Origin of the sequence: Novosphingobium sp., assembly GCF_030696665.1 — a bacterium.
In the GTDB taxonomy this organism is placed as follows: domain Bacteria; phylum Pseudomonadota; class Alphaproteobacteria; order Sphingomonadales; family Sphingomonadaceae; genus Novosphingobium.
This window is the reverse complement of the sequence record NZ_JAUYRV010000050.1, coordinates 1-18,688: the sequence shown is the minus strand read 5'-3', so window position 1 is coordinate 18,688 and position 18,688 is coordinate 1. Positions and strand designations below refer to the sequence as shown.

Sequence of the window (18,688 nt, the reverse complement as noted above, 5' to 3'; positions counted from 1 at the left end):
GATGTGATGGCTTGCCCTGGGGCAACCAATGCGTGTTTCGCGCGTTGGTCTGCATTGCAGATTTCACATCAAAGGACTTGAACTGACATGGCGATTACCCTGCCCCCACTGCCCTATGCCGACACCGCGCTGGAGCCAACCATTTCGGCCACGACGCTGCAAACGCATCATGGCAAGCATCACAAGGCCTATGTCGACAAGACCAACGCGGCCATTGAAGGCACCGATCTTGCCGATGCCAGCCTTGAGGACATCATCGCTGCGGCTGAGGCCAAGGGCGACAAGGGCCTGTTCAACAACTCAGCGCAGAGCTGGAACCATGCGTTCTACTGGAACAGCATGACGCCTGAAGCATCAGCGCCTGATGGCGAGCTGGCATCGGCCATCGACAGCGCTTTCGGGTCGCTGGAAAAGCTGCAGGAAGAGCTGGCCTCGCAGGGCGCGGCGCATTTCGCATCAGGCTGGGTGTGGCTGGTGGCCAAGGGCGGCAAGCTGGCTGTTGAGCAGACGCACGATGCCGCCACGTTTGCGGTCGGTGACGCCAAGCCGCTGCTGGTGATCGATCTGTGGGAGCACGCCTATTATCTCGATCACAAGAACCTGCGCCCGGCCTATCTGCAGGCAGTGATTGAAAAGCACCTGAACTGGACTTTCGCGGCTGAGAATCTGGCGCGCGACGGCAACTGGACCTATCCGGCCTGATCGTGTGGAACCGGGCCGCCTGCTGCCGCATCTGCAGCCAGACGGCCCGGTTCGAACAATGGTTCACCAAACAGGAAGCCGACAAGGTTGGGGCGGCCGACATGGTCAAGCAGGGCCGCGATAATCAGCAGGATTGGCACCGATAGCAACGCGCCCAACACGCCCCAAATCCACGAGAAGTAGCTGATTGAAATAAGAATCATGACAGGGTTGAGGGTGAACCGTGCGCCCAGGATTGTGGGCGTGATTACGTTCGATTCAATGGCGTGCAACGCAAGGTAGGCCATGACCGGGATCAGTCCGACCAGCACGCTGGACGCGGTGCCAAGGCCGAACAGTGCCAGCAGGCCCATCAGCACCAGCGGACCCAGATAAGGCAGGAAATTCAGCACGAAAGCCAGCCCACCCCACATCACCGGCGCGGCAAGGCCAAAGTTCCACGCACCGAGCGCGACAAGCACGCCAACGCCGAAATTCACCTGCGCCACCGTCAGGATGTAGCCTGCGACACGTTCCTGCACATCACGCATGACCCGTGCGAGGCGAATCGCGGCGCTGGCGGCAGGCGGCATGCGCAACGCGCGCCGCTCCATGCGGATACGCGATCCGATCATGAAGAACGTCATCAGCAGCGTCAGCAGGACTTCGAGGATCACGCTGGGTGTGGCAAAGGCGACCTGTTCGATCACCGAAGGCGTGGCGACGATAACTTCGCGCGTGGCGGCCCGTCCGGTGATGCGGGCAAGCTGGCGGTCAATATCGGCGATCCATGACAGATCGCCGCGCAGTTCGGCAAAGCGGCGCGCGACGGTGCGCGCAAGGCTGGGCACTTGATCGACCATCACGAAAGCCGGTTGCAGGATCAGCGAGAGCGCCATCAGCACGACCGCAACCAGTGCAAGGATTGCCACCAGTGACGCTACCATCGCAGGCAGGCCAAGGCGGCACAGGCGTCCGGCCAAAGGCGAGAGCAGGATGGTGAAAACCATAGCGGTGACCGGGGGCAGAAATACCACCGAGCCGATCGACAGCACGAAAGGGAGCGCCAGGAACAGGCCAAGACCAAGCAGCAGGACGATGGCCGACTGCAGACGCGTGCGACGATCAGCCGGGTCGTCCGGGTCAATCGGCAGCAAATCGGGCAGGAAGGGCTGATTCACTGCAAGCGCCTGTTTGGAGTGGTGATCTTTCCATTCACCGCAAGCCTCAAACGATCAAGAGGCTGGCGCACTGTCGCGGGTTTTTATCGCGCTTTTTTTAGCGCACTTTTCCGGCGACAGCGTGGCGGTCTGCCGACAGCCAAGCTGTTTAAAGGCGATGGCCCTCGCGCACGGTATCGTCCAGTTCGCCCATGATTGCCGAATGGGCTACGGCGTCGTTGGTGCTGCGCCGGGGAATTTGGCCGTCTTCCATCATCTGGGAAAGCGCGGCGCGGGCGCGGCCGACGCGGCTTTTGATGGTACCCACGGCGCATCCGCAAATGGTGGCCGCCTCTTCATAGCTGAATCCGCCAGCGCCGACCAGCAGCAGCGCCTCACGCCGTTCAGGCGGCAGCGTGAGCAGGGCGCGGTGCATGTCAGAAAGATGCATCGGACCTTCCTGCGCGGCCGGAGCCACGAGGATACGTTCCGCTACCGTCTCGTCATAGTCGGCGCGGAAGCGATTACGGCGCATGTCGGTAAGGTAGGCGTTGCGCAGAATCACGAATGTCCATGCGCGCATCGACGTGCCGGGTTCAAACCGTTCCTGAGCTGCCCACGCCTTGAGCAAGGCTTCCTGCACAAGATCGTCGGCCAGATCGGGGCGACCGCACAGGCCACGCGCAAAAGCGCGCAAGTGCGGGATAACGCCGGTGAGTTCGCGCTTGAAGGCCACAGGATCGATGGCCGGGCGGGGCGACATGTCAACATCCGCCTCAGCCATTGGATGGATCGTCCAGCTTATCAAGCAGCTGTGCAAAGGAATCGGGCAGCGGTTCGTCCAGCACAGAATCGTACAGGCGCTTAAGCCCGTCCGCCCATTCGGGAGGGTGCGACTTGCCGCCCTTCCGCTGTTGTTGACCGGGGTTCATTGGATCTTCTTTCGACATTCGCTCTGTCAACGCCTCCCCCTCCAGGGATAATACAAGAAAGACCGCTGAGGCGCGGCAGATGCGTTTGCTACACGGTGTCGGTGGGCCGCTCCAGCCAGAAGGCAGATAACCGACGGCCAGATGTCCCAACGACAGTGATTTGCATAAGGAACGATATAGGGGGCGGTCGGTTCCCGTCCTGCAACGTTCGCATCGGCAATTCCTTTGCCGGGTAAAAGATGCAATGGAATGAAGGTGTTTGTTGGCTACTTTGCGGTTAACCAGGCCGCTGCCACAAGCGGTGCCGCAACACAGGAGGATGGATAGCGCGCAATGGAGAAGCTTCTTGCCCAGAAGAAGCTCACTGCCCGGTGGTATGAGCGTTGGCCGCGCGGGGTGCCTGTGGGGATATTTGCGCTGACGATGGCTGTAACCGTGCTCAGCGTGTTCGCGATTGAGCGGGCGGAGGACCAGCGCCAGCGTGCGCAGATGGCCCAGGTGGCGCAGGAAGTCGCCTCGGGCATCGAACGTGGTTCCAATGCCAACGCGGCCTATCTGCGCTCCAGCGCGGCCCTGTTTGCTACGCAGCAGATGGTTGAAGCACCGCTGTTCCGCACGTTTGTCCGCCAGTTGCATCTGGATGGGCGCTACGTTGGCTCCGACGGTATTGGTTGGGCGATGAAAGTGCGGCGCGCCGATGTGCCCACGGTAGAGGCCATCATGCGCAGCGGCGGGCTGCCCGATTTCAGGGTGCGCTCCGCGCCGGGGACCGGTGAGGCGCATGTCGTGCCGGTAATGTTCATCGAGCCGGATTCGGACCGCAATCGCCGCGCCATCGGTTTTGATATGTTCTCCGAAAGTGCGCGGCGGGCTGCAATGATCCAGGCTGAGCGCACGGGGCAACCGACCGCTACCAGCGCAGTCGTGCTGCAGCAGGAACGGCAGTCCGCCGGGGAGCCGGGATTTCTGGTCTACATGCCGGTATTCGCGCTGGGGCAGACCGACCCGGCGACGAAGCTGCGCGGATATGTCTATTCGCCGTTCAATGCGCAGCGGTTTCTGGAATCGTCGATTGATGAGCGCCGTCTTCAAGGGGCCGGCGTGCGGCTGTTCGATGCGCCGGACGGTGCGCCAAAGTCCGGCACGAAGGCGTCCGGCATGAAGGTGTCTGGCATGAAGGCGATGGCCGCGATTGCCCCCGATGAAAACTCCGGCCGCGTCGTGCATCGCCCACTCGACATTGCGGGGCATGGGTTCCTGCTGGAGATTGAGGCTCCGGCAACACCGATGCTTTCGATCATGTCGGTGATGACACTGCTGTTCGGGTTGCTGGTGGCAACACTGCTGCTGGTGCTGGCGCGGCTGTTGACCCAGCAGGCGGTGGAAGACCGCATCGCCCTGGCCTGGTTCGAGCAGCAGTCCTCGATCCGCAACTCGCTGACGCGCGAACTGAATCACCGGGTCAAGAATACGCTGGCAAACGTGCTGTCGATCATCTCGCTAACCCGCCGCCGGGCCACAAGTTTGAGCGATTTTGCCGACAGCCTTGAAGGGCGCATCCGCGCGTTGTCGGCCACGCACGATCTTCTGACCCAATCGGACTGGGGGACGACGCCCGTGGCGCTGGTGGTTCAGGCAGAACTCGCGCCTTATGCGCAAGACGTGCTGCGTCATCTGGAAATGGGTGGTCCGGACGTCGATCTGGCTCCCAACGATGCGCTCTCACTGGGCCTTGCGGTGCACGAATTGGCGACCAACGCGGCGAAGTATGGTGCGCTCAGCGTTGAAAGCGGGCGCGTTACGATCCGTTGGGAGATGGCGGGCGAAGATGTTGCGCGCATCGAATGGATCGAGCGTGGGGGACCGGAGATCAATCCCGAGCTGCGCCGCAAGCGTGGTTTTGGCACCGAACTTATCGAAAAGATCGTCGCCCACGAATTGCGCCATCCGGTGGATCTGCGCTTTGAACCGGAGGGCGTGCGCTGCACCCTGCTGATCCCGGTGCGGCAACGTGGGGATTTTGCGATAAGGCAGGGGCGACCGACAAGGTTTGGTTGATCCGGGCGCCAAAAAGGGGCGCCAGCATTGCTGACGCCCCTTTTCGGTATGCAATGGTCGATTGGCCTGAAGTCAGAGCGGGCGGCTCGATCCGAAGAACAGCGCCTGGCTGATCGCGGTGCGCACGGTCTGTTCCTGAAACGGCTTGGTGATCAGGTAGGTCGGCTCGGGCCGGTCCCCGGTCAGCAGACGTTCGGGATAGGCGGTGATGAAGATGACCGGCACGGAGCCGAGCTTCAGAATATCGTCTACCGCATCAAGCCCGGAACTGCCATCGGCCAGCTGAATGTCTGCCAGCACAAGGCCCGGCTGTTCGCGCTGCACGATTTCCAGCGCTTGCGTGCGCGTGGCAGCCATGCCGCACACATCGTGGCCGAGCGAGCGAACCAGATCTTCAAGCTGCATCGAAATCAGCGGTTCATCCTCGATGATCAGAACCGAGGTGGCGGATTCATTGTCGATTTCAGCAATGGCGTCCTGCACCATCAGTTCAACGTCTGCCGGATCACGCCCCATGATATAGGCCGTGTCATCAATGCTGAAATCTTCGAGCGTGGTGAGCAGCAACGCCTGGCGATTCGCCGGCGTCATCGCGGCAAGACGCTCTTGCGCAGCGGCTTCGTGTTGTTCGAGCATGCCGTGCGCGCGTTCTGTGGTTTCGACATATGCTGTCGACCATACGCGGTTGAAGACATGATATAGTTGCGGACGGCCTTCGCCGATTTGTGCGCGCAACTCTTCGTCGGCGAGCGCGGCTTCGAGCGTAGCGCGGACGAAGCTGTCGCCCGCAGACTGGCTACCTGTCAGCGCACGGGCATAGCGGCGCAGATAGGGCAACTGATTGGCAACCTTGGAACCCAGAGACATTCGTACCCCTTCCCGGTCAGTATCGTGCGCCCAAAACGCGCGACACGGCCATCCGGTTCCCGGCCGGGAACTTGCAAACTATCCTACGATCTATGCAAAGACGCAACGACCCAATCGCTTAGAAGGTCCGGCGATGCGGGCTTTCTGAATTGTGTGGCAAATCCGTGACTTGCAGGAACTGCGTCAGCGTCGAAGGCCGAACTGAACGCCACGGCGCAGCCGCGTTCGTGCAGTGACCGTGCAAGATCGAGCGTTAGCCCATCGGGCAATTGCAGGTCCAGCAGTGCTGCATCTGGCAGTTGCTGAGCCACCAGTGCCTCGGCCATTGCCAACGTTGTTGCGACGGCCACGTCGATCCCACGATCAACCAGCGCATCCTCGATCGCCATAGCGACAAGAATTCCGTCTTCGACTACAAGCACGAGCGGCCCATCAGAACTTTGTTTTTGCAGAAAATTCCCCAATTTTTGGCCCGTCGCATCGACAAGATCGGCGCGAGCGATAGTGCACATCTCGGGAACAAACCCTGTCTTTTGACATAGCAGGCGCTGAAGGCTGTGCGATTGTCGTGCTCTGGTGGATTGATTTTGACATACGGGCGTGACCAGATCTCAAACGGTGTCGAAAGCCAGAATCGGGTCGCTGGACGAGGAGGGCAAATGGCGAGGGATGACGAACTTCCGGCAAGATCGGACGAAGATGTACGGGGGCACATGATCCGCAATGGCGGTGCCCCGTGTCTTGCGTGCCCGCTTGAAGCATGCCCCGGATTGCACCAGCCACAGTCTGAATTGCGGGGCTGGATCGCGACATTCCGTTTGGGCGAGGTGCGCTTTGCCCGAGGAGAGCAGGTTTTTGCCCAAGGCGCGCGCCTGCCGCATCTGTTTACCGTTCTGTCGGGTGTGCTGATGCGCACGCGCCTGCTTGAGGACGGGCGGCGGCAGATCATCAACTTCATGTTCCCGGGCGATTTTATAGGGCTTCAGGCCGCGCTTGATGAGGAAATGAGTCATTCTGTCGAGGCGCTCACCAGCGTGACGCTATGCACCTTTGCGCGGGGACGGTTCTTCGAACTTGCCGCGCAGCAGCCGCAGCTTTCGTTCGACCTGACCTGGCTTGCGGCGCACGAAGAGGCGGCGCTTGAGGAGCACATTGTCTCGCTTGGTCAGCGCAACGCGCGCGAACGCATGGTCGCGCTCGCCGTGTTTCTTGTTCAGCGCGGCATGGATACAGGGCTTGCTCCGAATGGCCTGCTACCGTTGACCGTGACGCAGGGGCAGATCGCCGACATGCTTGGCCTGTCGCTGGTGCATACCAACCGCAGCCTGCAGGCTTTGCGTCGGCTGGGGCTGGTGGATTGGACGCTGTCCGCGATCCGCATTCCCGATATGGATGAGGCGCGCAGGTTTGCCAGGCTCGATGCCCCGTCACCGTCACCAAGACCCTATATTTAGTGTCCCATTCCTCGAATTTTCTTATATCCCCTTTGAAAAATAAAGAGAAAAAAATTTCCAGCGCAGGGAACCGGGTAAGGGTGCGCTCGTTTAGAGGATGTCACCGCCGAGACCCCCCCTCCCGTCCAAGCGGTGGTGATACGATCCCGAAAGGCCCCCGGCGGAAACGTCGGGGGCCTTTTTTCAGGTGATCGGCCCCGGTCGGGCAGCGATGCCCGACCGGGGTTTTCATTTCCGGGGTTCGCGTCAGAGCGCCTTGTCGTAAATCACGTAGGATTTGTTGATCTGGCTGTTGATCGCCTCGGCAATGGCGTTCATTCCCTGATTGTCGTCAAGGATCCAGCCGATTTCGGCGCGCGTGGAGCCATAGTGGCTTACCGACGTGCGGCGGATCGTTTCGATCATCATGAAGGCCAACTGGCTGGCAAGGCGCGAGGATTGCAGCCGCTTGCGCACGCCCATCAGCGGCACGCGCATCGTGCGCACCTTGGGATTGCGCAGCCACAGCAACAGTTTGGCCCAGTTGAACGGGAACAGGCTGCCGCCCATCGGCTTCAACACTTCGTTCAGATCGGGCAGGGTCATCATGAAGGCCACCGGCTCGCCTTCATATTCCGCAATCATGATAAGGTCTTCGCGCACGATCGGCTTGAACTTCTTGCCGGCGTACATGATCTCGGCATCGCTGAACGGCACAAATCCCCAATTGTCGGACCAGGCATCATTGAGAATGTCGAGGATCAGCGCTGCTTCCTGTTCAAACTTCGCCTTTTTAACCTTGCGAATGCGGATCTTGGCGTTTTTCTCGCCAGACTGGATGACCCGCTGGATCAGCGGTGGAAATTCGTTGGTAATGTCCAGATCGAAGCAGTTCAGCGTCTTGGCGGGCTGATAGCCCAAGGCGTTGATGTAATCGTCATAGCGCTTTGGCTGGTGGCCCATCATTACGGTGGGCGGATGGTCGAAGCCCTTGACCAGTTGGCCTGGCTCTTCCCAGATTGACATGGACAGCGGTGCAAGCACGCGGGTCATGCCCTTGGCGCGCAGCCAATCTTCGGCCTTGCCGATCAGGGCCTGCGCCACGGCTTCGTCTTCGGCTTCAAGCAGGCCCCAATTGCCGGTGCCCGGACCCATGCCCTGCGACGGGTCCATCGCGATGGCCAGCCGGTCGATATGGGCGGAAATGCGCCCGACCACGGCACTGCCGCGACGGGCGAGGAGCAACTGCACATCTGCGTGTTCGAAAAACGGGTTCTTGCCCGGCGTGATCAGCTCTTCGGCTTCCATCCGCAGCGGGGGCACCCAGCTTGGATCATCTGCGTTAAGACGATACGCCAGATCAACGAATGCCTTCTTGTCCGCCTTGCCGGAAACGGGAGTGATGATTATTTCGCCTTGGGCCACGATCTTGCCTTTGTTTGCGGGTAAGCGGGTAATGAAGGTCGGACTGCGTTCCGCATCATCATATTGTCAAGCCGGTGGCGCTGTGTGGGGGCGCTGGGCGGTGCAAAAAATGCCGGTTTCAACCGGCAGATACGGGTCATACTGGAATTTGTGGCATGATTGCGACCGATACGTTTGAACTTGCTGCTGCGCCCACCAAGGCAGCAGCCTCGCTCCCTCCCGGCCTTGCGGGAACCCCTGATGACCGGGAAATGCTCCGCGCTGCCGTCGATCTGACGCGCGACATCGCTACGGCACGGCCCGACATCTATTGGCCAGACATGCTGGGGTCGGCTGCGCTTGGCTATGCGGCACTGGCAGGGGCGATCCTGCTGGAAAATCCCCTTGTCGCCGCGCTCTCGGGCGTAGTTGCGGCATTGGCGCTCTATCGCGCGCTGCTGTTTATCCATGAATTGACGCACATCCACAAAACTGCGCTGCCGGGCTTCCGCTTTGGCTGGAACCTGCTTGTCGGCATTCCGATGATGATTCCATCGCTGATGTATGAAGGCGTTCATACGCTGCACCATGCGCGCACGCGCTATGGCACGGCGGAAGACCCGGAATACCTGCCGCTGGCTTTGATGAAGCCGTGGTCGCTGCCGGTGTTCGCGCTTTCGGCGTTGCTGCTGCCGATTGGCCTGCTGATCCGCTCGGCCGTGCTGGTGCCGTTGGGTGCGGTGATTCCGCCGTTGCGCAAGCTGGTGTGGGAGCGGGCTTCGTCGCTTTCGATCAACCCCGATTTCCGCCGCCGCGCGCCTGAGGGTGACTTTGCACGCATGGTGTTCTGGCAAGAACTGGGCGCATCTGTCTGGGCGATCTTCCTCGTGACATGGAGTGCAACGCATTCATGGCGTCCGCTGCTGATTGGCCTTGCGGTCATTTCGCTCACCGCCCTGCTCAACCAGATTCGCACGCTGGTGGCGCATCTGTGGGAGAATGAGGGCGAGGCGATGACCGTTACCGGGCAGTACCTCGATTCGGTCAACGTGCCGCCGCCCGCTGCGCTTGCGCCGCTGTGGGCACCGGTGGGGCTGCGCTATCACGCGCTGCACCACCTGCTTCCGTCGATGCCCTATCACTCGCTGGACGAGGCACATCGCAGGTTGCGCAAGCACCTAGGGCTTGGATCGACGTATGAGAAGGCGAACTATGTGGGGCTGATGCCGTTGCTCGGGCGGCTGGTGCGCAGCACGATGATGGCGCGCTGAACCATCACTCTTCGGTGCGGATCAACACGGTCTCGCCGATCAGGAAGAACAGCACAAACGGTGCCCATGCCGCCAAAAATGGCGGGTAGGCCCCGAAGTTGCCCATCGCCAGCGCCGCATTGTCGAACACGAAGTAGGCAAAGCCCAGCGCCATGCCGATCACCGCGCGCACGAACAGATGGCCAGACCGGGCAAGGCCGAACGCGGCGACTGCGCCCAGCAACGGCATCAGCAGCGCCGAAAGCGGGCCGGACAGCTTGTGCCACCATTTGCCCTCCAACTCGGTGGTGCGGAACCCTGCCTCACGAATGGCGGACAGCGAGGTATTGAGCTGGCCCAGCGATTCCGCATCGGCATCGACGCGGCTGATCAGCACCTGCACCGGGTCCACGGTTTTGGCGTAGACTGCATCGCGCCCCAGCGCCGTCTTGCGCGCGCTTTGCACGTCAAACAGCACGGGGCTGCGGAATGTCCAGCCGGGATTGGCAAAGGCTGCGGAAGGCGCTGTCACGATTTCGGTCACCATGCCAGTGGGGTCGCGGCGATACCAGCTGACCCCGTCCATGCGCATGGCATTGCCTTCACCAGCCACGGCGCGGGCAAACAGGATGTTCGGCCCGTCCTGCAGCCAGACATTGGCCTTGGTGCCCGATTCCAGCGGGATCGGCCCGTACTTTACGTTCTGCCATGCTTTTAACGTCGACGTAGCGCGGGTTACCACGCGTTCGTTGAAGCCGAATGTCACCGCAGAGGTCACCGCCGCCACGAGGAACAGTGGCGCAAGAACTTGATGCGCGGAAAGCCCGGCACCTTTCATCGCGATGACCTCGCTGTTCTGGTTCAGCGTCATCAGTGTGATGATCGTGGCCAGCAGCACCGAATAGGGCAGGAACCGGCTGACCAGTTGCGGCATGCGCAACGAGACATAAGTGAGCAGTTCTCCCTGACCATTGCCGGGGGCTGCCAGCACCTTGCCGCTTTCGCTCAACAGGTCGAGCATCTGCAGCACCAGCACCAGCATCAGCAGCACCGCCACGATGCGCACTGCAAACATCTTGGCGATATAGGTCGCCAATGTCCGCGAGGGGAAAAATTCAAGCTGCATGGGCGGGTGCCTCGTCTTGCGGCGGCGCTTCATCCGGCAGGCGTTTGCGTTCGAACAGTTTGCGCACCACGCGCCCGATCTTGCTGAACAGGGTTTCCAGAGCGCCGATGGGCTGGCCGCCAGGGACATAGGCGATGCGCCAGTACATCCACAGGATCAGCGCCGCGAACAGCACGAATGGTCCCCACAGCGCCAGCAGTGGATCAACCCGCCCGAGGCTGGCCACATCCTGCCCGTACTGGTTCACCTTGTGATAGGCGACGACCATCACGATCGACAGGAACACGCCCAGTGCCGAGGTTGATCGCTTGGGCGGAATGGCCAGTGCCAGTGCCAGCAGCGGCAGCAGGAACATCATCACCACTTCAACGATGCGGTAATTGAAATTTGCCTGCGACTGGACGCGCAGCTCTTCGGAGTAGCGGTCGCTCCAACCGATCTGCAGCAGTTCGGGCAGGAAATATTCGTTATCGGCATCGCCGCGCTGGCGGAATTCTTCGATCTTGGGCAAGTCTATCGGCAGATCATGGCTGGCGAAGGTGAGCACGCGGGGCGATGTGATGTCTGGCCCGTCCTGCACAATCTGGCCATCGGTCAGCCGCAGGATCACTGTGTCCGGGCTTTCACGGTTCGCAAAGAACCGGCCTTCCCGCGCAGAGATGACCATGACCTGCCCGCCTTCGGTTTGCAGCCGGGCAAAGATACCGCGCAGATCGCGCCCTTCGTCACGGCTGGAATCGACCCGTAGCGCGGTGCGATCCTGCAACGAGTTGAATTCCCCCACCTTGATCGAGGCACCCAGCGCGCCTGAGCGCAGTTCGAACTGCAACTCTTCGTAGTAATAGCGCGAAAGCGGCTGGAGATAGCTGACGATCACCAGATTCAGCGCGGCAAGGCCAATCGCGAACATGTAGGGCACACGCAGCAGGCGGGTGTAGGACAGGCCCACCGCCCGCATCACGTCCAGTTCCGAGCTTGTCGCCAGCTTGCGGAAGGCAAACAGAATGCCCAGCATCAGGCCAAGCGGGATGGCAAGGCTGGCATATTCGGGCAGGAGGTTTGCCAGCATCTTGAACACGACGCTGATCGGCCCGCCTTCGGTCGCCACGAAATCGAACAGCTTGAGCATCTTGTCGAGGATCAGCAGCGATGCGGCGAGCACGAAGACCGACAGCATCGGCACGAACACGAGCCGGGCGATATAGCGGTCGATGGCAGTGAAGAATTTCACGGGATCAGGGCCATGATGTCGGTTGAGGAAATCGGCGGGGCTTTCGGTTCAGCGTACTCGGGCAGTTCAGCGGATTCGGGGGCAATATGTTCCACGATGGCGGTTCCTGTGGCCCCGCTTGAGCTTGCGAGGGCATCGACGAGACTACGTTAACCGCTCGTGAGCGAGCCGAAGGCCTAGCGGCAAGTCTTGATCCGGGGAAGGGAAAAGGCATTCTGCCATTGTGTTGAATAACTAAAGTTATAGAAAAATCCCCACTCAGGTTGTAGGCTTTCCAAGCCAGTGGGCCCTGGCGGGGAGATTGAAGCATGGGTGGGGAAAAGGGGCACAAGTTCTGGTGGAGCCGACTGACGAGCGAACCTTCCGATGCTGAAAAGCTTCACGCGCTGGCAGATTGGTGCGAAAATCTGGCAGCCACCGATCAGCGCGCCGGATTTGAAAAAGTTATCGACGAACTTGATTTCGGTCCCGAGACAAGTGCAGCCATGCAACGCGCTGCCCGGCAATGGGTCGCTCTGCTGGCGGATTCCGGCGCTTTTGAAAGTGCAGCAGTGGCCTTGATACCCCGCAATGCCATCTATTCCGGCGGACGTTTGGCAGATGGGCAATATGTGGCACAGGTGATCCTGCAGGGCGGAGGTGCAGCCCACTCGCGCGCTGCTCGAAGCCTGTCGATGGCGTGGCTTGCTGCCCTTATGCGGGCGCTGGCGCGTCAATCAATCGAAGCAGACGCTGCTCAGGTGAATTGAAGAATCAGGCTTTTTCCAGCGTGCATTGCAGCGGGTGCTGATTCTGCCGGGCAAAGTCCATGACCTGATTCACTTTGGTCTCGGCAATTTCATAAGGGAATATGCCGCACACGCCGACGCCGCGCTGGTGGACGTGGAGCATGACCCGCGTCGCCTGTTCCAGATCCATGTGGAAGAAGCGCTTGAGTACCATCACCACGAATTCCATCGGGGTGTAATCATCATTGAGCATCAGCACTTTGAATTGGCTGGGCTTTTTGGGCTTTGCGCGGGTTTTGGTGGCAATGCCAACCTGATCGTCGCCGCCATTATCGCGCCCGGCGCCGCGTGTATCATCGTCACCCGCGCAGCGCAGGGCACTTGCACAAGGCGGTAGCGCGGACTTGTCCGGCAGGAAGCAGCTAGCGGTTCGCATGATCGATCACAATATCGCACTCAGCGCGCGTAATCACAAGAGGCACAAGCGGGCAGGGCGGCAATGTGTGGCGCAAAAGCTGCATCTCAACGCGTTGGCTGGTTTGACCATAAAAAGCAAAGGCCGCGCAGCAGTGCCGCGCGGCCTTCGTTGTAGCGTGTCAGCAGCAGCACACGAACCTTACAGGCGGTGCTGATGCAGGATCAGCGCAACCGGATCAGGCAGCGTGCTTGATCTTTTCGACCGCGAGGCTGACGCGAGTCGAGATCGGCTGGAACGCCTCACTCGCAAGCTTCAGCATGGCTTCGCTGTTCTTCGAGCTGGCGGCAACCGCAGCGTCGAAGTTCTTGCGCATCAGGGCCGACTGCTTTTCGAAGAATTCGGTGGGCGACTTGACCGTGGTCAGATCCTTGACGTCGGCGGTCATGATTTCGAAAACCGACTTGGTTTCTGCAACATAACCCTTGGTCATTTCCTGCAGGCCCGAAGCAAAGATCTTTGACGATTCAACGATCGCTTCGACGTTGCCCTTGGCAAAAGTGCCGGCATCGCCAAACGCGGCCTGGCTCTTTTCAAGAGCGACCTTGGCCTTGTCCTGAGCGTCCTTGAACGCAGCGGTCATCTTTTCGGTGATTTCGGTTGAGGTAGTAGCCATTGCGAACAGTTCCTTTCTGGGCGCCGTCATTGTCTTGGGGGCGGCGCTGTTTTGCTTCACGCGGGGGGTGGCGGTGAAAGGACGCTTGGTCGCGGGCTTCACCGCAGGCACGGGTGCGGCAGCCACGGGGGGCTTGGCACTGCGCGCCTTGGGTTCGTTTTCGACCGGCTTGCTCACCGGCTTTGTCTTGGCAGGGGCTTTGGCAGCAGCCTTTGCAGGCTTGGCCTTAGGCGCGGCAACTTCCATCGTTTTGGCGGTGGCAGCCTTGGCGGCTGGCACGCTCTTCACCGGAGCCTTGCTGGGCTTCTCCGGCTTGCGCGGTGCTTCAACGACGGGTGTGACAGCTTCGATTGCCCGAGCTTCTGGCAGCACTGCGGCTTCTTCCACCACGGGGGCGGGTTGGACGGTGCTGTCCTTCATTTCGTCGGCCATCGTTTCATCAGCCATCATCGCGACTCCTGCTCAGCAAATCCGGTGAGAAAAAGGATCTCTCCACTCTTGCTGCACTGCACAAAATAGGAATCGGCGCGATAATGTCAAGAATATTGTGCACTGCACAATATTGGAAATGAAGCCATAACGGACTGGATGCGATCAGCGGCTGCGGACGTATCGTCCCGGTGCATCCTCGATCACCTTGTCACCCTTACCGCCCGGCACGCGCTTGCCTTTCGCCGGAACGTGCGCAGTTGCCTGTGCGGCAATCCATTCGATCCAGTCTGGCCACCAGCTCCCTTTTGTCTCCGTCGCTCCGGCGATGAACGCATCAAGCGTGTCGGGGGAGGACGGGTTCAACCAGTACTGATACTTGCCCGACGACGGCGGGTTGACCACGCCTGCAATATGGCCCGACCCTGCCAGAACGAACCGCCATGATCCCGACAAATGCCGGGTCAGCTTCCACACGCTGTTCGCCGGTGCAATATGATCCTCCCGCCCGGCTTGGATGTAACAGGGTGTTGCAATGCGGCGCAGATCCACTGGCGTATTGTCGACCACCATCGCATCGGGAACGACCAGCCGGTTGTCGCGATAGAGGTCGCATAGATAAGACTTGTGCCATTTGGACGGCAGGTTGGTGGTGTCACCGTTCCAGTGAAGCAGGTCGAACGCCGGATAAGCCTCACCCAGCAGGTAGTTGTTGATGACGTAGTTCCAGATCAGGTCCGTGCCGCGCAGTGCGTTGAACGTGGCTGCCATGTAGCGCCCATCAAGATAGCCGTCGTTCGAGAAGCTTTCGAGCATCTTGAGCTGGCCGTCATCAATGAAGTTGCGCAGTTCGCCTGCGTCTTCGAAGTCGACCTGCGCGGTAAAGAACGTGGCGCTGGCCACCTTGTCGGCCTCACCCCGCCGCGCCAGCACGGCCAGCGTCGCTGCCAATGTCGTGCCGGCCACGCAATAGCCGATGGTGTTGACGGCAGGGACTTTCAACCGCGCCCGGACATGGTCTATCGCCTCGATCTGCGCGCGAACGTAATCGTCCCACACCACGTCGGCCATCGATGCATCGGCCGATTTCCACGAGACGACGAACACCGTCAGCCCCTGTTCCACCGCCCAGCGGATGAAGCTCTTCTGCGGATTGAGGTCGAGAATGTAGAACCGGTTGATCCACGGCGGGAAGATCAGCAGCGGCGTTTCGAACACCTCATCGGTGGTTGGGGTGTACTGGATCAGCTGGAACAGCGGCGTTTCATGCACCACCTTGCCCGGCGTCATCGCAATGTTGCGGCCCAGTTCGAACGCATTGGGATCGGTGTGGGTAAGCTGTCCCTTGCGCAGATCGTCCAGCAGGTGCTCCACGCCCTTGACCAGATTTTCGCCGCGCGTTTCCATCGTCCGCTCAATCACCACGGGGTTGGTCAGCGGGAAGTTGGCCGGCGACAGCGCATCGGTCACCACCTTGGTGGCAAAGCGCAACTGCTCCTTGCGCTCGGGCGAAAGGCCCTGCGTTTCCTCGGCCATCTGCTGCATCCGTTCGGCCAGCAACAGGTAGGTCTGGTGGATCAGCGCAAAGGCTGGCTGTTCGCGCCAGCGCTTGTCGGCAAAGCGGCGGTCGTTGCGGGGCAGGGCGGGGCTTTCTGATTCGGCCTTCGTGCCGCCCATGAACTGGCCCATCACTGCACCCCACAGCGCCATGCTCTCGTTCCACAGCTTGGTCTGGGTTTCGGCATGGGCAATCGGCATCTGCCCGGCCATTGCCATGAAGGTCTGCGTCCATTTGCCGATGTCCCCAAACCGGCTGAGCATTGGTTCGATGTGGCCGGCCTGTTCAGCGCTGAAATCCAGCCACATCTTCTGAAGCTTGGCCGCTGACATGGCCCAATGCTGCAAGTCGGCAGGATCGGCGCTCATGCCTTCGGCACCCGGCACCATCGGCGCAAACATGGCGCGCATGGCCTCTCCCTGCTGCCGAAACAGATCCTCGAACACGACCGAATCGGTGATTGTCTTGTCCGTCATGTGCATCCCCCGCCGCTACGTCATGGCTGTTTCTCGTAAATCTATACACGCCATGTGACAGCTTGTTAGCCCTGATCTGGTCCACGGCTTCAATGCGAGAGCAGAGTTTCCACACGCAGGCATTTCGCGTAAGGGCCATTTTGCGGCGATCTTGCCGCGCCTTTTCGATGAGTATTCAACCGTGGACGAAGAATTCTACCGCATGAAGCGCCTGCCGCCCTACGTCATTGCCGAAGTCAACGGCATGCGGGCCGCCGCGCGCGCCGCCGGTAGGGACATCATCGACCTCGGCATGGGCAACCCCGATCTGCCGCCGCCCGATCACGTGATCGACAAGCTGTGCGAAGTGGCGCGCAAGCCCGATGCGCACGGCTATTCGGCCTCGTCGGGCATTCCCGGTATCCGCAAGGCGCAGGCCAATTACTATGGCCGCCGCTTCAATGTGGACCTTGATCCGGAAACCGAAGTGGTGATGACGATGGGTTCGAAGGAAGGCCTCGCCAGCCTTGCCACGGCCATCACCGCGCCGGGTGACGTGGTGCTCGCGCCCAACCCCAGCTACCCGATCCACACCTTCGGCTTCATCATTGCCGGTGCCACGATCCGCTCGGTGCCGACCACGCCGGACGAGCGTTATTGGGATTCGCTTGATCGCGCGATGAAGTATTCGGTGCCGCGCCCGTCGGTGCTGATCGTCAACTATCCGTCGAACCCGACGGCCGAAACGGTCGATCTGGCCTTCTACGAACGGCTGGTTGCGTGGGCGAAGGAAAACAAGGTCTGGATCCTGTCGGACCTTGCCTATTCCGAACTCTATTTTGACGGCAATCCCACCCGCTCGATCCTTGAGGTTCCGGGCGCAAAGGACGTGGCGGTGGAATTCACCTCGATGTCCAAGACGTTCTCGATGGCGGGCTGGCGCGTCGGCTTTGCGGTCGGCAACGCCCATCTGATCGCCGCGCTCAAGCGGGTGAAGTCCTACCTCGATTACGGCGCGTTCACGCCGATTCAGGCCGCTGCCTGCGCCGCGCTCAACGGCCCGCAGGACATCGTGCAGAAGAACCGCGAACTGTATCAGAAGCGCCGCGATGTGATGGTCGAGGCGTTTGGCCGTTCGGGGTGGGACATCCCCAGCCCCAAGGCGTCGATGTTCGCATGGGCACCTTTGCCGCCTGCGCTGATGCACCTCGGCAGCCTCGAATTTTCCAAGCAGCTCCTCACCCACGCCGAAGTCGCGGTCGCCCCGGGCGTCGGTTATGGCGAGGATGGCGAAGGCTACGTGCGCATCGCGATGGTCGAGAACGAGCAGCGCCTCCGCCAGGCCGCACGCAATATCAAGCGCTACCTGCAGTCGATGGGCGTCAATTCCTCGGCTGCCTGACGCGCCACATCTGATTGAAGTGACGGCCCTTTCCGCCAGCGCGGGGAGGGCCGTTTCCGTATGCGCCATCCGTCATAAGTGGACACTGGACCCGCGCCATTCGGTAAGGCACCTTGGCTCGCAACAAACAATGAGCGGATGCCCCCGATGAACTTTCATGAGCGCGTTTCCATCACCGTCGAAAACCATGTCGCTCACGTTCTGTTGGACCGGGCAGACAAGATGAACGCGCTCGATGACGCCATGTTCGAAGCTATCATCGCCGCCGGGCACCATCTCCATTCCGAACGTGGCGTGCGTGCAGTGGTGCTGTCGGGCGCGGGCCGCTCGTTCTGCGCGGGGCTGGACCTGTCGAGCATGGGGCAGGCGGATCGCTGGGGTGAAGGTGGCCTGGCCGAGCGCACCCACGGCAACGCCAACCGGGCACAACAGGCGGCGATGGTATGGCGCAAGCTGCCCATGCCAGTGATCGCCGCCGTCCACGGCGTGTGCTTCGGCGGCGGCCTACAAGTCGCCAGCGGCGCGGACGTGCGCTTCATCGCGCCTGACGCGCGGTTGGCGGTGATGGAAGTCAAATGGGGCCTCGTGCCCGACATGGCCGGATACGTGCTGTGGCGCGGCAACGTGCGCGATGATGTGCTGCGCGAACTGACCTACACCCACCGCGAATTCAGCGGTGAGGAAGCCGTCCGCTTCGGCTTCGCCACCCACGTCAGCGCTGATCCTCTGGCCGATGCGATGGCTCTGGCGCAGGACATCGCCTCCAAAAGCCCCACCGCTGTGCGCGGCGCAAAGATGCTCTCCAACCGCACGCCCGATATGGCCGTGGACGAAGTGCTGATGGCTGAATCCATCGCCCAGCACGAACTGATGTATTCGAAGA

18 protein-coding genes are annotated in these 18,688 nt (G+C 60.9%); 7 read left to right on the top strand and 11 right to left on the bottom strand.

Translation table 11 applies throughout. The annotated features are described in order from the left end of the window. Window positions 1-87 precede the first annotated feature (87 nt). Complete coding sequence (locus Q8R81_RS15955; RefSeq protein ID WP_305619513.1) at window positions 88-702, top strand: superoxide dismutase; 615 nt, start codon at window positions 88-90, stop codon at window positions 700-702. On the opposite strand, the gene Q8R81_RS15950 is transcribed toward Q8R81_RS15955, so the two are convergent. The 3 genes from Q8R81_RS15950 to Q8R81_RS15940 all read right to left on the bottom strand — a co-directional run bounded on the left by Q8R81_RS15950 (window position 690) and on the right by Q8R81_RS15940 (window position 2,791). Next, a complete protein-coding gene (locus Q8R81_RS15950; RefSeq protein WP_305619512.1) occupies window positions 690-1,862 on the bottom strand; it encodes an AI-2E family transporter in 1,173 nt (390 codons plus the stop codon). The genes Q8R81_RS15955 and Q8R81_RS15950 overlap by 13 nt on opposite strands. A gap of 148 nt (window positions 1,863-2,010) precedes the next feature. Further along, complete coding sequence (locus Q8R81_RS15945; RefSeq protein WP_305619511.1) at window positions 2,011-2,625, bottom strand: sigma-70 family RNA polymerase sigma factor; 615 nt, start codon at window positions 2,623-2,625, stop codon at window positions 2,011-2,013. Continuing rightward, window positions 2,618-2,791: a NepR family anti-sigma factor gene (locus Q8R81_RS15940; RefSeq protein ID WP_305619510.1), complete on the bottom strand. Its 174-nt coding sequence runs from the start codon at window positions 2,789-2,791 to the stop codon at window positions 2,618-2,620. The genes Q8R81_RS15945 and Q8R81_RS15940 overlap by 8 nt, the downstream gene beginning before the upstream one ends. Window positions 2,792-3,106: 315 nt before the next feature. Here Q8R81_RS15940 and Q8R81_RS15935 point away from each other — a divergent pair, with 315 nt between their 5' ends. Next, entirely contained in the window at window positions 3,107-4,831 is a 1,725-nt protein-coding gene (locus tag Q8R81_RS15935) for a CHASE domain-containing protein (protein ID WP_305619509.1), read from the top strand. A 72-nt stretch (window positions 4,832-4,903) separates the two neighbouring features. On the opposite strand, the gene Q8R81_RS15930 is transcribed toward Q8R81_RS15935, so the two are convergent. Together Q8R81_RS15930 and Q8R81_RS15925 are read right to left on the bottom strand one after the other, a co-directional pair. Next, window positions 4,904-5,698 carry a response regulator gene (locus Q8R81_RS15930; protein WP_305619508.1) on the bottom strand — a complete coding sequence of 265 codons (795 nt, stop codon included), beginning with the start codon at window positions 5,696-5,698 and terminating at the stop codon, window positions 4,904-4,906. A gap of 83 nt (window positions 5,699-5,781) precedes the next feature. Next, window positions 5,782-6,120 carry a response regulator gene (locus tag Q8R81_RS15925; RefSeq protein ID WP_305619507.1) on the bottom strand — a complete coding sequence of 113 codons (339 nt, stop codon included), beginning with the start codon at window positions 6,118-6,120 and terminating at the stop codon, window positions 5,782-5,784. Window positions 6,121-6,357: 237 nt separating this feature from the next. Between Q8R81_RS15925 and Q8R81_RS15920 the strand changes: the two genes are divergently transcribed. Further along, window positions 6,358-7,152, top strand: a complete 795-nt coding sequence (locus tag Q8R81_RS15920) for a Crp/Fnr family transcriptional regulator (RefSeq protein ID WP_305619506.1) — start codon at window positions 6,358-6,360, stop codon at window positions 7,150-7,152. A 246-nt stretch (window positions 7,153-7,398) separates the two neighbouring features. Here the strand turns inward: Q8R81_RS15920 and Q8R81_RS15915 are convergent, their stop codons facing one another. Then, window positions 7,399-8,556, bottom strand: a complete 1,158-nt coding sequence (locus tag Q8R81_RS15915; RefSeq protein WP_305619505.1) for an N-acetyltransferase — start codon at window positions 8,554-8,556, stop codon at window positions 7,399-7,401. 155 nt (window positions 8,557-8,711) lie between these two features. Here Q8R81_RS15915 and Q8R81_RS15910 point away from each other — a divergent pair, with 155 nt between their 5' ends. Next, window positions 8,712-9,806, top strand: coding sequence for a fatty acid desaturase (locus tag Q8R81_RS15910; RefSeq protein WP_305619504.1), 1,095 nt, complete (start codon window positions 8,712-8,714; stop codon window positions 9,804-9,806). Window positions 9,807-9,810: 4 nt separating this feature from the next. On the opposite strand, the gene lptG is transcribed toward Q8R81_RS15910, so the two are convergent. Both lptG and lptF read right to left on the bottom strand, forming a co-directional pair. Then, window positions 9,811-10,911 carry an LPS export ABC transporter permease LptG gene (lptG, locus tag Q8R81_RS15905; protein WP_305619503.1) on the bottom strand — a complete coding sequence of 367 codons (1,101 nt, stop codon included), beginning with the start codon at window positions 10,909-10,911 and terminating at the stop codon, window positions 9,811-9,813. Continuing rightward, on the bottom strand, window positions 10,901-12,142 hold the full coding sequence (gene lptF / locus Q8R81_RS15900) for an LPS export ABC transporter permease LptF (RefSeq protein ID WP_305619502.1): 1,242 nt from the start codon (window positions 12,140-12,142) through the stop codon (window positions 10,901-10,903). Before lptF ends, lptG begins: the two co-directional genes overlap by 11 nt. Before the next feature lie 308 nt (window positions 12,143-12,450). Here lptF and Q8R81_RS15895 point away from each other — a divergent pair, with 308 nt between their 5' ends. Beyond that, window positions 12,451-12,891, top strand: a complete 441-nt coding sequence (locus tag Q8R81_RS15895; protein WP_305619501.1) for a hypothetical protein — start codon at window positions 12,451-12,453, stop codon at window positions 12,889-12,891. A 4-nt stretch (window positions 12,892-12,895) separates the two neighbouring features. Here Q8R81_RS15895 and clpS read toward each other — a convergent pair whose 3' ends face one another. The 3 genes from clpS to Q8R81_RS15880 form a co-directional block, all read right to left on the bottom strand. Next, window positions 12,896-13,306, bottom strand: a complete 411-nt coding sequence (gene clpS, locus Q8R81_RS15890; RefSeq protein WP_305619500.1) for an ATP-dependent Clp protease adapter ClpS — start codon at window positions 13,304-13,306, stop codon at window positions 12,896-12,898. A gap of 217 nt (window positions 13,307-13,523) precedes the next feature. Beyond that, window positions 13,524-14,408, bottom strand: a complete 885-nt coding sequence (locus Q8R81_RS15885; protein ID WP_305619499.1) for a phasin family protein — start codon at window positions 14,406-14,408, stop codon at window positions 13,524-13,526. Window positions 14,409-14,555: 147 nt separating this feature from the next. Next, the gene (locus tag Q8R81_RS15880) at window positions 14,556-16,424 is read right to left on the bottom strand and encodes an alpha/beta hydrolase (protein ID WP_305619498.1); all 1,869 of its coding nucleotides are present in this window, start codon (window positions 16,422-16,424) and stop codon (window positions 14,556-14,558) included. Window positions 16,425-16,605: 181 nt separating this feature from the next. Here Q8R81_RS15880 and Q8R81_RS15875 point away from each other — a divergent pair, with 181 nt between their 5' ends. Beyond that, the gene (locus Q8R81_RS15875; RefSeq protein ID WP_305619535.1) at window positions 16,606-17,805 is read left to right on the top strand and encodes an LL-diaminopimelate aminotransferase; all 1,200 of its coding nucleotides are present in this window, start codon (window positions 16,606-16,608) and stop codon (window positions 17,803-17,805) included. Window positions 17,806-17,952: 147 nt separating this feature from the next. Continuing rightward, window positions 17,953-18,688: crotonase/enoyl-CoA hydratase family protein (locus tag Q8R81_RS15870; protein ID WP_371135390.1), on the top strand; the 736-nt coding region annotated here is incomplete at its 3' end.